General features: G+C 70.3%; 14 protein-coding genes. 10 read left to right on the plus strand and 4 right to left on the minus strand.

Annotation, left to right across the window (positions count from 1 at the left end):
- Nucleotide 1: 1 nt before the first annotated feature.
- The 5 genes from ACQPZZ_RS01050 to ACQPZZ_RS01070 all read left to right on the plus strand — a co-directional run bounded on the left by ACQPZZ_RS01050 (nucleotide 2) and on the right by ACQPZZ_RS01070 (nucleotide 6,462).
- Nucleotides 2-1,591, plus strand: a complete 1,590-nt coding sequence (locus ACQPZZ_RS01050; RefSeq protein ID WP_432928069.1) for a SpoIIE family protein phosphatase — start codon at nucleotides 2-4, stop codon at nucleotides 1,589-1,591.
- Nucleotides 1,591-1,974 (plus strand): STAS domain-containing protein, encoded by a 384-nt coding sequence (locus ACQPZZ_RS01055; protein ID WP_432928071.1) that lies wholly within the window; start codon nucleotides 1,591-1,593, stop codon nucleotides 1,972-1,974. Before ACQPZZ_RS01050 ends, ACQPZZ_RS01055 begins: the two co-directional genes overlap by 1 nt.
- Nucleotides 1,975-2,087: 113 nt before the next feature.
- The gene (locus ACQPZZ_RS01060; RefSeq protein WP_432928073.1) at nucleotides 2,088-2,564 is read left to right on the plus strand and encodes a hypothetical protein; all 477 of its coding nucleotides are present in this window, start codon (nucleotides 2,088-2,090) and stop codon (nucleotides 2,562-2,564) included.
- Nucleotides 2,561-3,736 carry a zinc-dependent alcohol dehydrogenase gene (locus tag ACQPZZ_RS01065; RefSeq protein ID WP_432928075.1) on the plus strand — a complete coding sequence of 392 codons (1,176 nt, stop codon included), beginning with the start codon at nucleotides 2,561-2,563 and terminating at the stop codon, nucleotides 3,734-3,736. Before ACQPZZ_RS01060 ends, ACQPZZ_RS01065 begins: the two co-directional genes overlap by 4 nt.
- A gap of 455 nt (nucleotides 3,737-4,191) precedes the next feature.
- Entirely contained in the window at nucleotides 4,192-6,462 is a 2,271-nt protein-coding gene (locus ACQPZZ_RS01070) for a HelD family protein (RefSeq protein ID WP_432928077.1), read from the plus strand.
- A 563-nt stretch (nucleotides 6,463-7,025) separates the two neighbouring features.
- Here the strand turns inward: ACQPZZ_RS01070 and ACQPZZ_RS01075 are convergent.
- On the minus strand, nucleotides 7,026-7,427 hold the full coding sequence (locus ACQPZZ_RS01075) for a hypothetical protein (protein ID WP_432928079.1): 402 nt from the start codon (nucleotides 7,425-7,427) through the stop codon (nucleotides 7,026-7,028).
- Between the two features lie 238 nt (nucleotides 7,428-7,665).
- On the opposite strand from ACQPZZ_RS01075, the gene ACQPZZ_RS01080 reads away from it, so the two are divergent.
- A complete protein-coding gene (locus ACQPZZ_RS01080; protein ID WP_432928081.1) occupies nucleotides 7,666-8,199 on the plus strand; it encodes a peptidylprolyl isomerase in 534 nt (177 codons plus the stop codon).
- Nucleotides 8,200-8,318: 119 nt separating this feature from the next.
- Nucleotides 8,319-9,191, plus strand: coding sequence for a rhomboid family intramembrane serine protease (locus ACQPZZ_RS01085; protein ID WP_432928083.1), 873 nt, complete (start codon nucleotides 8,319-8,321; stop codon nucleotides 9,189-9,191).
- Here ACQPZZ_RS01085 and ACQPZZ_RS01090 read toward each other — a convergent pair.
- Nucleotides 9,184-9,897 carry a TetR/AcrR family transcriptional regulator gene (locus tag ACQPZZ_RS01090; RefSeq protein ID WP_432928085.1) on the minus strand — a complete coding sequence of 238 codons (714 nt, stop codon included), beginning with the start codon at nucleotides 9,895-9,897 and terminating at the stop codon, nucleotides 9,184-9,186. The genes ACQPZZ_RS01085 and ACQPZZ_RS01090 overlap by 8 nt on opposite strands.
- 110 nt (nucleotides 9,898-10,007) lie before the next feature.
- Between ACQPZZ_RS01090 and ACQPZZ_RS01095 the strand changes: the two genes are divergently transcribed.
- Nucleotides 10,008-10,742, plus strand: coding sequence for an SDR family oxidoreductase (locus ACQPZZ_RS01095; protein ID WP_363635533.1), 735 nt, complete (start codon nucleotides 10,008-10,010; stop codon nucleotides 10,740-10,742).
- Between the two features lie 65 nt (nucleotides 10,743-10,807).
- A complete protein-coding gene (locus tag ACQPZZ_RS01100) occupies nucleotides 10,808-11,014 on the plus strand; it encodes a tautomerase family protein (protein ID WP_363635531.1) in 207 nt (68 codons plus the stop codon).
- 138 nt (nucleotides 11,015-11,152) lie between these two features.
- Here ACQPZZ_RS01100 and ACQPZZ_RS01105 read toward each other — a convergent pair whose 3' ends face one another.
- The gene (locus tag ACQPZZ_RS01105) at nucleotides 11,153-11,398 is read right to left on the minus strand and encodes a cell division protein CrgA (protein ID WP_363635529.1); all 246 of its coding nucleotides are present in this window, start codon (nucleotides 11,396-11,398) and stop codon (nucleotides 11,153-11,155) included.
- 210 nt (nucleotides 11,399-11,608) lie between these two features.
- On the opposite strand from ACQPZZ_RS01105, the gene ACQPZZ_RS01110 reads away from it, so the two are divergent.
- Entirely contained in the window at nucleotides 11,609-12,187 is a 579-nt protein-coding gene (locus ACQPZZ_RS01110) for an anthranilate synthase component II (RefSeq protein WP_432928087.1), read from the plus strand.
- Nucleotides 12,188-12,360: 173 nt separating this feature from the next.
- On the opposite strand, the gene pknB is transcribed toward ACQPZZ_RS01110, so the two are convergent.
- The gene (gene pknB, locus ACQPZZ_RS01115; protein WP_432928089.1) at nucleotides 12,361-14,286 is read right to left on the minus strand and encodes a Stk1 family PASTA domain-containing Ser/Thr kinase; all 1,926 of its coding nucleotides are present in this window, start codon (nucleotides 14,284-14,286) and stop codon (nucleotides 12,361-12,363) included.
- Nucleotides 14,287-14,290 lie beyond the last annotated feature (4 nt).

Below are 14,290 nucleotides of genomic sequence, written 5' to 3' on the forward strand. Positions count from 1 at the left end.
AATGAGCGGAGGTGATCGCATCCTGCGGCTTCATCCAGCGAGCGGCCAGTCTGTCGACCCGGGCGAGTCGTCTGTCGAAGTGATGGCCGGGCTGGTGCAGGCCATGCTCGATGCGGCTCCGATCCAGGGCGCTTGGGTGGTGCCCATCCGCGATCAGGCCGGTGTGATCCTCGACTTCGAGGTGCTCGCGGCCAGTCCCGAAGCCCGGGACATCCACAACCGGACCGGCAAGGAGCTCGTGGGCCTGCGCACGCTCGAGGCGTATCCGGGCATCGCCGGCTCTGCTCTGTGGGACGCGTACCTCCGCGTCATGGAGACCGGGGAAGTCGAGGACGTCGACCCCTACGTGCACCGGGAAGACGGGGACGACGTCCCCCAGCTGTCCACCTACGGCGTCCATCTCGCCCGGCTGCAGGGCGGCCTGCTCACCTCCTGGGTGCGCCACGACAGGCACGACAGGGAGGAGCGCCTGTCGGCCCGGCTGCTCCACACCGAGCGCCTCGGCCATCTCGGATGGGGGCACTGGAGCCTGATCACCGGTGAGGCCGAGTGGTCGGACCAGCTTTACGTCATCCACAGGCGCGACCCGGCCGAGGGGCCGTTCGCGCTGGAGCACTACCGCGAGATCGCCCACCCGGACGACGTCACGGTCGTGGAGCACGCGCTCACGACGCTGACCAGCACCGGCGGGCCGCACGAGTTCGAGATCCGCATTCGCGTCGGCGACGAATACCGGCACATCAGGGCCACGGCCGAGGTCAGCAGGGACGCGGGCGGCAGGCCCGTCGAGATTCACGGCGTCGTGCAGGATGTGACCGACTGGCGCAGGACCGCCGACGAGCTCGCCGAGGTCACCCAGCGGCTGGAGGAGGAGTCGCAGCTCACCGCGCGGCTGCAGAGCATCATCCTGCCGGTGCAGGACGCGGTGCCGGGGCTGCAGATCGGCGTGCGCTACTTCCCTGCGGAGACGGCGCCGTTGGGCGGCGACTGGTATCAGGCCATCCACCTCGACAACGAGGAGGCGTTGCTGGCCGTCGGAGACGTCGCCGGGCACGGTCTGGCCGCCGCATCCGCGATGGCCAAGCTGCGCCATGCGATCACCGGGCTTGCCTTCGCCGACCACGACCCCGCGCAGATCCTCGTGGCGCTCAACCGGCTGCTGCGGCGCATGCGTCCCGACGTGCTGGCGACGTCGGTCGTGGCCCGCTACCGCACCAAGGACCGCACGCTGAGGTGGACCCACGCGGGCCACCCGCCGATGCTGCTGGTCCGAGGGCACAAGGTCCATCGGCTGCTGCATCCCGGCGTGCTCCTCGGCGTCTTCGAGGACGTGACCTACAGCTGTGCCGAGATCCGGCTGGAGCCGGATGACCTGCTCCTCATGTTCACCGACGGTCTCATCGAACGGCCGGGCCGGGACCTGTTCGAAGGCCTCGACATCCTCAGCGCGGCGATCGCCGAGACCGTGCCGCAGGTGCCGCCTCAGGACCGGGTGGCGGCGGTCATGGAGGCCCTGTCCCCGAGTAACACCGGCGATGACACCTGCATTCTGGTCGCGCGCATTTTGCCGAACTCCTTGGAAGTGTCCTGATGTCTGATCTTCCCAACATCTCGACAGCCGAGACCACGTTCGCCGCGGAGAGCATCGAAAGCATCGGAGTGCTGACGGTGCGGGGGACGCTCGACTTCACCACGCACGAGCCGGCCACGGAATTCTTCGACAAGGCCTTCGCCCAGTTCGGGCCGAATCTCGTGGTGAACCTGCTCGAACTGGACTTCCTCGATTCCAGAGCGACGGGGTTGCTGGTCACCTGCTGGAAGCGCGCGCTGGACGAGGGAGGCTGGCTGGCCCTCGTCGCGGTCGAGCGGGGTGCGGCCCGCGCGTTGTGGATCACGGGACTGACCTCCCATGTTCCGGTCTTCCCCACTGTCGAGGACGCCCTCGCCGTCGCGCCGTCCCGCGACCAGGGTTAGCCCGCCGGTCCGCCATCGCGCGGCCAACACCTCCACAGGTGCCGTCACGGGTGGGATAGAGCCCACGAGCCGGGGGTAGCACCCGAGGAGTCGGCCGTGGAGGGGGCGAAGTCATGAAACGTCTCGTTGCCGGAGCGGCGGTTCTTGCGGCCGCGGGCCTGGGGATGGCGCGATGGGCGGCCTCGCGCGGCCGGGTGCCGTCCCCGGCGAAGGACCCTCTGGAGGCCGGCCGCTGGCTGGGCGTCACGGTCAACCGGCCGCCCGACGAGGTCGCTCCGAGCGGGCACCTGCCGGAGCCGCTGGCCCGAGTGGACGCCGAAGTGCGGATGAACAAGGCGCCCGGCGACCGGGGCACGGAGGTTTACGCCCGGCCGAGGCAGCACCGCGCCGGCGCCGACGGCGTCTTCGCCCGGCTGCGGGGTGAGGATCCCCGCACCGTGATCCGTACGGCCCTGCGCGAGACGAAGTCCCTGCTGGAGACCGGCGACGTGCTGCGGTCGGACGAGGAGATCGGCACGACCAGGCCGACTGTGCCGGGCAAGGTGCTCGACATGGCGCTGGGACGCGCGTCCGAAGGAGGGCGGCTGTGAAGGCGCTGTGCTGGCAGGGCGTGAACGAGCTGTCGGTCGAGCAGGTGCCCGACCCCGCGATCCTCAACGCCCAGGACGCGATCGTGAAGGTGACGGCGAGCACCACCTGTGGTTCCGATCTCCACCTGCTCGGCGGATACATCCCCGCGATGCGGGCGGGTGACGTCATCGGGCACGAGTTCATCGGCGAGATCGTCGAGGTCGGCCCCGAGGTGAACCGGCACCGGGCGGGCGACCGCGTCGTGGTCTGCTCCATCATCGGATGCGGCCGCTGCTGGGCCTGCCGGCACGATGAGTGGTCGCTGTGCGAGAACAGCAACCCCAAACCGGGCATCACGGACCTGATGTGGGGTGGCACGACCGCCGGCATCTTCGGCTACTCCCACGCCATGGGCGGCTTCCGGGGCAGCCACGCCGAGTACATCCGCGTGCCCTTCGTGGACTACAACGCGTTCACGGTTCCCGAAGGCGTCTCGGACCTCGACGCCCTGTTCGCCTCCGACGCGGCCCCGACCGGCTGGATGGGCGCCGAGCTCGGCGGGGTGAAGCCGGGAGACGTGGTCGCGGTGTGGGGGTGCGGCGCCGTCGGCCAGATGGCCGCCAGGGCCGCCATGCTCCTCGGCGCCGAGCGGGTCATCGCGATCGACCGCTACCCGGAACGGCTGGCCATGACCGCCCGCCACGTCGGCTGCGAGGTGATCGACTACACGAGCACCGACGTCACCGCCGAGTTGCGCGAGCGCACCGGCGGGCGGGGCCCGGACGTGTGCGTCGAGGCCGTCGGCATGGAGGCCGACAGCACCGGGATGCAGCGCGTGTACGACGGCGTCAAGCAGCAGCTCCGCCTGGAGCAGGACCGGCCGATCGCGGTGCGGGAGGCGATCCACGCCTGCCGCAAGGGCGGCTCGGTGTTCGTGCTGGGGGTCTTCGCCGGATTCGTGGACAAGTTCCCGCTCGGCGCGCTGATGAACAAGGGCCTCACCCTGCGGGGCGCGCAGCAGCACGGCCAGCGGTACATCCCGAAGCTCCTGGACCGCATCGGAAAGGGCGATCTGAAGACCTCCTACCTCGCGACGCACACCATGTCGCTCGACGAGGGGCCCAAGGGCTACGACATGTTCAAGCACAAGAAGGACGGCTGCGTCCGCGCCGTCTTCCGCCCCTGGGCGTGAGGTGGGGTCCGCCCGCCGCCCCGAGGTGAGGCGGCGGGCGGGGCGATCTCAGCGTACGGCTGGGGCGGCCAGCCGTTCCGCCTCATGGTGCAATGCCTCGATGAGGACGAGCTCCAGGCGGAGCTCGTCGTCCACAAGGCTGTCGAGGACGTCCATCCGGGCCTCCTTGTTTGCAAAGACGTCCCGCGGTGCGCGGCGGTTGACCAGGTCGCGATGTGAATTCGAACGAAACGTGGCGATGCGTCCTGGCCGATTGCGCCGAACGTCGGCTACCCAGGACGGACGCGACATCACTCTCATCCGTCCCAGAAGTCCCGGAAAAGAAAAAAATCCACCCCGAAACGGAGTGGATTGCGGCACAACGCGGACACCGTGTGAGGCGCGCGATGAGTTATAGTGAGAGGTTCCAGGTCAGCGGAAAAATAAAGCCCTCTCACTAGGAGTTTATCACAGGAATGGGTGAGCGTCAATCCGACTCCGCTCGCGCCGAGGCCCTGCGGATCGAGCAGTCCTATGTCTCCATGCTGTACGACCGCCTCGACATCGCCCGCGAACGGGCCGAGCGCGGCATGCGGCACGTCCTCGCCCGCGGCGGCACGGGAACCCGGCAGGCCGTCGTGGAGCGGGAGGTGGCGGCGGCCGAGCACGCCCGCCGCCTCGCGCAACTGTCGGCGGTCGAACGCGGCCTGTGCTTCGGCCGCATCGACGATGCCGACGGCGAGACCCTTTACATCGGCCGCGTCGGGCTGCGCGACGACGACCACACGTCCGTGCTCGTCGACTGGCGGGCCCCCGCCGCGCGCCCCTTCTACGTCGCCACCCCCAGCGACCCGGGCGCCCTCGTACGCCGCCGGCACCTGCACACCCGGCACCGCGATGTCGTGGGCATCGACGACGAGGTCTTCGACCTCGACCGGATGGCCGACGGAGACCGCCGAACGCTCGTCGGCGAGGCCGCGCTGCTCGCGGCGCTGCGCCGGGGGCGCACCGGACGCATGGGCGAGGTCGTCGCCACCATCCAGCGCGAGCAGGACCGGGTGATCCGCTCCGGCCTGGCGGGAGCGCTCGTCGTGCAGGGCGGGCCGGGCACGGGCAAGACCGTCGCCGCCCTGCACCGGGCGGCGTACCTGCTCTACACCCACCGCGACACGCTGGAGCGGCGCGGCGTGCTCGTCGTCGGTCCCAACGCCACCTTCTCCCGCTACATCAGCCAGGTGCTGCCCGCGCTGGGCGAGACGCAGGTGGTGCTGACGAGCATGGGCGGGCTCCACCCCGGGGTGCGGGCCACCGCCGAGGACGAGCCGGCCGTCGCCGTCGTCAAGGGCGACGTGCGGATGGCCAAGGTGATCGAGGAGGCGGTGCGCGACCGCGAGCGCGTGCCGGAGGGGGACCTGGAGGTGAAGATCCCGATCCGTACGTCGGTGCGCGGCGGCGTGGAGGTCGTGGTCGAGGAGATGACGCTGCGGGTGGACCACGCCATCTGCCTGCGGGCCCGCGACCGCGCCCGCGGCCTGCGGCGTCAGCACAACATCGCCCGATGGACGTTCGTGGACCAGGTGCTGCGGGCACTGGCCCTGGACGAGGCGGTACGGCTCGATCGGCCGCTGGAGGACGGCGACCTGAGGTACGCCGCAACGACCCTGTGGGAGCACCGGGCGGTGCGCGACGCGCTCGACGCCCTGTGGACGGAGATAACCCCGGAGCGGCTCGTCCGCGAGCTCCTGTCGGACGAGGAACGGCTGCGCGCGGCGGCCGGGCCCCACCTGTCGGAGCAGGAGCGCATGCTCCTGCTGCGGCCTCGCGAGGCGCCGTGGACGGTCGGCGACATCCCCCTGTTGGACGAGGCCGCCGAACTGCTCGGCGAGTACGACTACGGCGCCGGGGCCAGGCGGCGCCGCGCGGAGGAGGATCGGCGCGAGGAGGAACTGTACGCGCGGGAGGTCCTGACCATCACCGACGTCGATCCGGTGCTCGACGCGACCCTGCTGGCCGGCCGCAACCGCGACGACGGGCTGTACGTGACGACGGCCGACCGGGCCGGCCGTGACCGCACCTGGGCGTACGGGCACGTGATCGTGGACGAGGCGCAGGAGCTGTCGGCTATGGCCTGGCGGACGGTGATGCGGCGGGTCCCGGCCCGCTCCCTGACGGTCGTCGGCGACATCGCCCAGACCGGCTCGGCGGCGGGCGCGCGGTCGTGGGGCGAGATGCTCGACCCGTACGTGAAGGGACGCTGGCGGGAGGAGCGCCTGCTGGTCAACTACCGCACGCCGGCCGAGATCATGGAGGTCGCCGCCAACGTGCTGCGCGCCGTGGCGCCCGGAGAGGAGCCGCCCGAGTCGGTCCGGTTCGGCGGCGCCCGCCCCCGCGCCGTGCCCGCCGACGGCACCGACCTGCGGCTGCTGGTGGAGTCGGAGCTGCGCGAGATCGAAGAGGGACGGGTCGGCGTCGTCACGCCGGACGCCCGGCACGCGGAGGTCGCCGCGCTGTTCCCCGAGGCCGTCGACCCGCTGGACAGCCCGGTGGCCGTCCTGACCGTCCGAGGCTCGAAGGGCCTGGAGTTCGACGCGGTGGTGGTCGTGGATCCCGAGGGCATCCTGCGCCAGTCGCCGCAGGGCGGCCAGGACCTGTATGTCGCCATCACCCGGGCGACCCGGCGGCTCACCGTGGTCTACGAGGACCGCCTCCCCGCCGTCCTGCACCGCTTGGAGAATTCGATCAGCTAGTGGGATTTTCGCGGTCGTCAGCCCGGTCGGTCACTGCGTCGACGGGCCGGTCACTGCGTCGACGGGCCGGTCACTGCGCCGACGGGCCGGTCACTGCGTCGATGGGCCGGTCACTGCGCCGGAAGGAACCTCCGGTCCTCGCGAAGCCCGCTCCGCTGGGCCTTCGCTCCGGTCCTCGCTCCCTTCCGCTCCGCTCCCTCGCTCCGTCCCGATGGCGAAGCGGGAAACGCCGAGCGAGCCGGAGGGGCGCGCCGGTGTCTGGACTGAGGAACGCGCGCAGCGAGGAACGAGCGAGCACGTGACGAGGGAAGACACCGGGAGTGAGCGCCCCGATGAGCGAAGCGGGAAACGCCGAGCGAGCGTCCCGATGGCGAAGCGGGAAACGCCGAGCGAGCCGGAGGGGCGCGCCGGTGTCTGGACTGAGGAACGCGCGCAGCGAGGAACGAGCGAGCACGTGACGAGGGAAGACACCGGGAGTGAGCGCCCCGATGAGCGAAGCGGGAAACACGGTGCGGCCGGCGTTGGGGGAACGCCGGCCGCACCGGGTGGCTGTGAGGGACGGGCTAGGACATTTTTCCCGAGATCTCGTCGGCGGCCTTGTCGGCCTTCTCGCCGACTTCCCCGGCCTTGTCGCCGACCCACTTGCTGGCGTCGGAGCCGGTGTGCCGCATGCTCTCCCGCATGGTCTCGGTCCACCGCTGGGCGTTGTTGCGGTACATCGCCACGCCCACGGCGCCGATGGCGACTCCACCCAGCAGCGCGACGACCGGCCAGCGCCGGCGGGTCCTCTTGGCGCTGGTCACATCGATCCGGCGGGCCAATTCGGCCAGGAACGCGCTCACGATCGGAGCGATCTGCTCCTCGACCGACTGAGCCGCCTGGTCGAGCTTCGGCGCCGCCCAGACTCTGGCGTCCTCGAGCCGGTGCGTGGCGAGATCCCGTGCGGTCTCCGCCACCGGGCTCATCCGGCCGCTTGCCTTCCTCGCCTGGTCTCTCATCCTGCTCAGCCACGTTTGCGGGATGACTACCTCGGCGCGGCGCCTTCTGTTCATTGTCAGGGACACGATCAACCTCCCCAATCGACGGGGCCCCGAGACGACCCCTTCCCGGATGGTCGCGGCTCAATCACGAGCAGTGCTTGAAGGCATGCTCGCTACCCTGTTCACGGACAACAAACACGATCAGACAAAGGGGGCGGCCCTCGTGGCTGACAACCTCATCGCGAATCTGCGTACGAACCACGGCACGATCCGCGTTCAGCTTTTCCCCAACAAGGCGCCGAAGACCGTGCGCAACTTCGTCGAACTCGCCGAGGGCACCCGGGAGTGGACCCACCCGGAGACCGGCGAGAAGCAGACGAACGTCAAGCTCTACGACGGCACGATCTTCCACCGCGTCATCAACGGGTTCATGATCCAGGGCGGCGACCCGCTCGGACAGGGCGTCGGCGGGCCCGGCTACAGCTTCGACGACGAAATCCACCCGGAGAACCAGTTCAACCGGCCCTACCTGCTCGCCATGGCGAACGCGGGCAAGCGGCTCGGCAAGGGCACGAACGGCTCCCAGTTCTTCATCACCATGAGCCCGCAGCCGCACCTCAACCAGGGCCACACGATCTTCGGTGAGGTGATCGAGGGCTCCGAGGTGGTCGACGCGATCGGCAAGACCCCCACCGGCCGCAACGACCGCCCGGTGAACGATGTGGTCCTCGAAGAGGTCACCATCGAGCGGTCCTGACGCCGCGTCGTCCGATCCCGGCGCCCCGGCCGCAGCGAAAGCGCGGCCGGGGCGTTTCCGGCTTATAGGCTGGCTCGTGGATGCGCTCCCGCACAGGGACACGCCAGGAAAGGACCCCCATGACCTCCCAGCCTCCGCCGCCCCCGCAGCCGGGGGCGCAAGCCGTGCCCACCTGCTACCGGCACCCCGACCGCGAGACCTACGTCCGCTGCCAGCGTTGTGAGCGCCCGATCTGCCCCGACTGCATGCGGGATGCGGCGGTCGGTCACCAGTGCCCCGAATGCGTCCGTGAGGGCAACCAGGAGGTGCGGCAGGCCCGCGCCACGTTCGGCGGCGCCCTCGTAGGTGTCGCACGGGTCACCATAACGCTGCTGATCCTCAACGTGCTCGCGTACGCGGCCGAGGTCCTGCGCCCGGCCGAGGTCGTGCAGCGATTCGCGATGTGGTCGCTCGGGGTTCATATGGGCGAGTGGTGGCGCCTGATCACCGGAGCCTTCCTCCACGCACCCCCGGGCTCCGGGTTCACGTTCATGCACATCGCGTTCAACATGTGGGCGCTCTACGCTCTGGGTCCACAGCTGGAGCGCATGCTCGGCTCGGTCCGGTTCGCGGTCCTCTACCTTCTGGCGGCGCTCGGCGGCTCGGTCGCCGTCTACCTGCTCAGCGACGCTGCCGTCGGTGCGTCGGGTGCGATTTACGGGCTGTTCGGCGCGTTGTTCGTGGTTTCCCGCAGGCTCGGGTACGACGCGCGCGGCGTCCTGTGGCTGATCGGCATCAACGTGGTGCTCACGTTCGTCGTGCCCGGCATCAGCTGGCAGGGCCACCTCGGCGGGCTCGTGACCGGCGCGATCGTCGCCGCCGGGTTCGCCTACGCCCCGCGGCGCAACCGCACCCTCGTACAGGCCGGCGTCGCCGCCGCCGTGCTGGTGGCGCTGGTCCTGCTCGTCACCATGCTCCCGCCGCACGGCCTGCTGGAGGGCGCTCTCACCTGACGCTCTCCGCGCCGGGCTGCGTGATGCGGTCGAGCCACCGCCGGAGCAGGGCGGTCTCGACCGGCTCCAGGGCCTCGGTGCCGGCGAGGTCGAGCTGCGCGCGCAGGCGCAGCGCGGCCTCGCGCAGGGGATCGGCGTCCTGCCGGGCGGTCGCCTCGGTGAGCACGTGCGCGAACACCGCGTCGCGCATGCGGTGGGACATCGCGGGGTCGTCGAAGAGCTCCGGACTGGCGATGTGATCGAGGGCGGTTCCGACGCTCGCGGCCAGGACGAGCCGGGCGGCGATCCGCGGCTCGACCCTCAGCGCGCCGATCGCCGCGCATCGTACGAGCGTGGCCTCCAACAGCTCGAACACCCGCTCGCGAGCCGTGGACCGCGACCACGGCCGAGGGGCGAACATGAGCTGGTAGAGGGCCCGGTTCTCCCGTGCGAACGCCATGTGGCCGTCCCAGCCGGCCCGCAGGTCGGTGACCGGGTCGGCGGTCTGCTCCTGCGCGGCCTTGAGCGCGGCGTAGCGCTCGTACCCGTGGTCGGCGACGGCGTCGAGGAGCCCCCGCTTGTCGCCGAACAGCCGGTAGAGCACGGGCTGGGTGACGCCCACCGCCTCACAGACCGCCCGGGTGGCGATGTCGTTGTCGGACGACGACGCCAGTTGCTTCTCGGCGGCCTCGATCATCGCCGCTCGCAGTGTGTCCGCATCTGCCATGTAACCAATGATACGGAGTCTCGATAGCGCCGATACGACGGTCGTGCTAACGTATCTCTCGTAACGCCGATACGAGAAGAACTTATCGGTGATAGCAAAGGAGACTCCTCATGAGTGACCAGCGCGTGGCCGTCGTCAGCGGCGCCTCCCGTGGGATCGGCCGGGCGATCGCGACGACGCTCGCCGCACGTGGCTTCGCCGTCGTCGTGGGATATCAGGGCTCCGCCACGGCCGCGGCCGAGGTGGTCGGCGCGGTCACGTCGGCCGGCGGCCGGGCGATCGCGGCCCAGGCCGACGTCGCGGACGAGAACGCGGTCGCGGCGATGTTCGACGCGGCGGACAAGGAGTTCGGCGGGGTCGACGTGGTCGTCAACTCGGCGGGGCGGCTGTCGCTGTCCCCGATCGCGGACCTCGACCTCGCCGACCTCGACGCTCTGCACCGCACCAACGTCCGCGGCACCTTCGTCATGGCGCGGGAGGCCGCGCGCCGCGTGCGCGACGGAGGAACGATCATCACGATGTCCACGTCCGTCGTGGGCCTGCAACTGCCCAACTACGGGGCGTACGTCGCCAGCAAGGGCGCGGTTGAGGCGATGACTCTCGTGCTCGCCCGCGAACTGCGGGGGCGGCAGATCACCGTCAACGCGGTGGCGCCCGGCCCGACCGCCACCGAACTGTTCCTCGACGGCAAGGACGAGGCCACCATCGAGCGCATGGCCAAGCAGCCTCCGCTCGAACGCCTCGGCACTCCCGAGGACATCGCGGAGGTCGTCGCCTTCCTGGCGAGCCCCGCGGGGCACTGGGTCAACGGGCAGGTCGTGCGCGCCAACGGCGGCATCGTCTGACCCCGCCGCGCTCCGCAGCCACATTCCGGAAACGCAACACCCGAAACACCCCGAAAGGAACGACCATGCCGTTCGCCAACCTCAAGGTGCCCGCCGACACCCTGACCCCCGAGTCAAAGAAGAAGCTCATCGACGCCGTCACCGACGCGTACGCGGCCGTGTACGGCGAGCGCGCCCGGGCGACCACCCTGGTCCTCGTCGAGGAGGTTCCCGACGGCGGCTGGGGCCTCGGCGGCCAGGTCCTCACCGCGGAGATGCTCGGCCGGAGCTGAGTTTCTCCAGGTCGGGGCCCGGACGGGTCAGCCGCCCGGCCCGCATGCGCCATGCGGGGATCGGGCGGCACGCACCCGTCGGTCACCTATTGCCCACAGGCTGTGGATAAAACTGTGGAAAGAATTTAAGGAGACGGTCTAGCGCCACTTCGTCGACAGGACGACGCCGACGATGATGAGCCCGAAACCGATCAGCAGGTTCCAGTTCGCCAGGGTGGAGATACCGGGAACGCTCGGCGCGATGTAGTAGATCGCGATCCAGGCGATACCGATGATCCAGCAGGCCACCATGACGGGGGCGAGCCAACGGGGGCTGACCTTCACCGTCTGCGCCTTCTGCGGCGGCGTGTAAACGGGCTTCTTGCGGGTCTTCGACTTGGGCACGGGAGCGTCTCCTGGTGGGTACCCGCGCGGTCGTGCGGGCTGGTCTCAATAGCGTAATCGCTGTGGCGGTGAAGTCCCGAGCCAGGATAGTCGGCGCGGCCCCCGCCGGGCGATCCCCCATGCGGAATTGACGTACGCTGAAAGTCCGATTTCCGCTCCGCACACAGCCGCTCCGCACATACAGCCGTCTCGGTGAAGCGGGAGACACGCATGAGCCCGATCCGGGTGCTCGTGGTCGACAATCACGACAGCTTCGTCCATACGATCGTGCAGTATCTGCGCGGTCTCGGCGCCGACTGCGACGTACGGCCGCGCGACCGCGTCACGGTGGGCGACGCCGACGGCTTCGACGCCGTGCTCGTGTCGCCGGGGCCCGGAACGCCGGAGGCGGCCGGAGTGTCGGTTCCCCTCGTACGGCACTGCGCCGAGCGCGGCCTGCCGCTCCTCGGGGTCTGCCTCGGTCATCAGGCCATCGCCGTGGCGTACGGGGCCGTGGTGGACCGAGCGCCCGAGCTGATGCACGGCCGCACCAGCCCGATCTCCCACAACGGGCGGGGCGTGTTCCTGGAGTTGCCGTCGCCGGTCACGATGACGCGCTACCACTCGCTCGCCGTGGTCCCCGGCACCGTGCCGGACGCGTTGGAGGTGACGGCCACCACCGCCGACGGCGTGATCATGGGCCTGCGCCACCGCGAGGCCCCCGTCGAGGGCGTGCAGTTCCATCCCGAGTCGATCGTGTCCGAGCACGGCCATCGGCTGCTCGGAAATTGGCTCGCGCAGATCGTGTAACGCTTTCCGCTCTTGTTACGACTACAAGAGTGAGGGCTTCCGCCATTGCCCCCGAGTGGCGGAAGCCCTTCCTCATGTCCGCGTCCTGACCGCGATCCGCCTGACCGTGATCCGGCAGCCGGAAACGCCGACGGCGGCCACCGCAGCGCGGTGACCGCCGTCCGCTCGTGTCGTCAGTTGCCGAACGGGTTGTCCCCGCCCTCTCCCGGGGGTCCCACCTGGACGCTGCCGCCGTCGTCGCCTCCGGTGCCGTCTCCGGAGCCGTCACCGCTGTTTCCGGTGCCGTCACCGCCGTCTCCGGTGCCGTCCGTAGGTGTGTCGCCGGTGGGCGGCTGGGTCGGCGTCTGCTCCTGGGGCGGGCCGCTTGAGATGGTCAGCGTGATGGTGGTGCCGGGGTTGAGCTTGGTGCCCTCCGGCGGCGACTGGTCGATCACGCTGCCCTGCGGCACCGTGTCGCTCGGCCGCTCCTGCGACTTGACCCTGAAGCCGGCGCCCTTCAACGTCTGGGTCGCGTCCTCCAGCGTCTGGCCGATCACGCCGGGGACCTCGGTCATCTCCTTCGGCACGTACAGCGTGACCAGGGCGCCCTTCTCGACCTTCTCACCCTGCTCGGGCTTGGTGCCGAACACCTGGCCCTGCGGCTTGCTGGAGGCCTTCGGCACGATGCTGACCTTGAGACCGAGCGCTTCCAGCTCGGCCCGGGCCTCTTCCGGCGACTTCCCGATCAGGGTGTCGGGAATCGTCACCTTCTCCTCGCCCTTGGAGACGATGACGGTGACCGTGGATCCCCGGTCGGCCTGCTCGCCCCCCGGGGGGTCGGTGCTCACGACTGCGCCCTTGGGCACGTCGCCGTTGAACTCCTCCGGCCCGAAGGCGACCTTGAACCCCTGGGCCTCGAGCGCCTTCTGGGCCGCCGCCTTCGTCTGGTTGCTCACTCGCGGCACCTCGACCTTGTCGGCCGCGGAGGAGCCGCCGCCCCCGAGGAAGGCGTACCCGACGCCGATCATGGCACCGATCACCAGCAGCGGGATGAGGATCCACAGGGCGGTCTTCACCGCGGTGTTGCCGCCGCCGCTGCGCCGCCTGCCGTCGTACCGGCCGCCGCCGCGCTCCTCCTGGGCGTACTCGTAGTCGGGGATGGCGCGGGTGTTCTGCGTCATGGGGGCGCCGCCGGCCGTGGTCATCGTCCGCGTGCGGTCGGCCCCGCCGTACCCGTTGTACTGCTGGGTGGCCATCGCCATGGTCTGCGGGTCGACCGGCATGCCGGACATGACCCGCTGGATGTCGGCGCGCATCTCGGCGGCGCTCTGATAGCGGTGGAGCGGGTCCTTGGCCATCGCCTTGAGCACGATGGCGTCGGCCCACTGCGGGATCTCCGGGTCGATCCGCGACGGCGGGATCGGGTCCTCCCGCACGTGCTGGTAGGCGATCGCCACAGGGGAGTCGCCGGTGAAGGGCGGCTGGCCGGTGAGCAGCTCGTACAACACGCAGCCGGTCGAGTAGATGTCGCTGCGGGCGTCCACGCGCTCACCGCGGGCCTGCTCGGGGGACAGGTACTGCGCGGTGCCGATCACCTGGGCGGTCTGGGTCATCGTGGCGGCGGAGTCGGCCATGGCCCGGGCGATGCCGAAGTCCATGACCTTGACCTCGCCGTTGACCGTCAACATGATGTTGGCCGGCTTGATGTCCCGGTGCACGATGCCGCCCCGGTGGCTGTAGTCCAGCGCCCGCAGGATGCCGTCCACCAGCTCCGTGGCCCGTTCGGGCAGCAGCCGCCGGTCGGCGCGCAGCAGGTCGCGCAGCGTCCGCCCGTCGACGTACTCCATCACGATGTACGGCACGGGCGTGCCGTCCATCATGTCCTCGCCGGTGTCGTACACGGCGATGATCGACGGGTGGTTGAGCGAGGCGGCGGACTGCGCCTCACGCCGGAAGCGCGCCTGGAACGTGTGGTCCCTGGCGAGGTCGGAGCGGAGCGTCTTGATGGCGACGATACGGTCCAGCCGGATGTCCCGGGCGCGATACACCTCGGCCATGCCGCCACGCCCCACGACGCCATCCAGCTCGTAGCGTCCGCCGAGAAGTCGTGGCTGAGTCATTTCC

The organism is Microbispora sp. CA-135349, assembly GCF_050947365.1.
In the GTDB taxonomy this organism is placed as follows: domain Bacteria; phylum Actinomycetota; class Actinomycetes; order Streptosporangiales; family Streptosporangiaceae; genus Microbispora.

Excerpts from the sequence above, each read along its gene's own strand:
- pknB (WP_432928089.1), bottom strand. The coding sequence starts at position 14,286 with ATGACTCAGCCACGACTTCTCGGCGGACGCTACGAGCTGGATGGCGTC.
- ACQPZZ_RS01085 (WP_432928083.1), top strand. The coding sequence starts at position 8,319 with ATGACCTCCCAGCCTCCGCCGCCCCCGCAGCCGGGGGCGCAAGCCGTG.
- ACQPZZ_RS01050 (WP_432928069.1), top strand. The coding sequence starts at position 2 with ATGAGCGGAGGTGATCGCATCCTGCGGCTTCATCCAGCGAGCGGCCAG.
- ACQPZZ_RS01070 (WP_432928077.1), top strand. The coding sequence starts at position 4,192 with ATGGGTGAGCGTCAATCCGACTCCGCTCGCGCCGAGGCCCTGCGGATC.
- ACQPZZ_RS01075 (WP_432928079.1), bottom strand. The coding sequence starts at position 7,427 with ATGAGCCCGGTGGCGGAGACCGCACGGGATCTCGCCACGCACCGGCTC.
- ACQPZZ_RS01055 (WP_432928071.1), top strand. The coding sequence starts at position 1,591 with ATGTCTGATCTTCCCAACATCTCGACAGCCGAGACCACGTTCGCCGCG.
- ACQPZZ_RS01095 (WP_363635533.1), top strand. The coding sequence starts at position 10,008 with ATGAGTGACCAGCGCGTGGCCGTCGTCAGCGGCGCCTCCCGTGGGATC.
- ACQPZZ_RS01110 (WP_432928087.1), top strand. The coding sequence starts at position 11,609 with ATGAGCCCGATCCGGGTGCTCGTGGTCGACAATCACGACAGCTTCGTC.
- ACQPZZ_RS01060 (WP_432928073.1), top strand. The coding sequence starts at position 2,088 with ATGAAACGTCTCGTTGCCGGAGCGGCGGTTCTTGCGGCCGCGGGCCTG.
- ACQPZZ_RS01100 (WP_363635531.1), top strand. The coding sequence starts at position 10,808 with ATGCCGTTCGCCAACCTCAAGGTGCCCGCCGACACCCTGACCCCCGAG.
- ACQPZZ_RS01090 (WP_432928085.1), bottom strand. The coding sequence starts at position 9,897 with ATGGCAGATGCGGACACACTGCGAGCGGCGATGATCGAGGCCGCCGAG.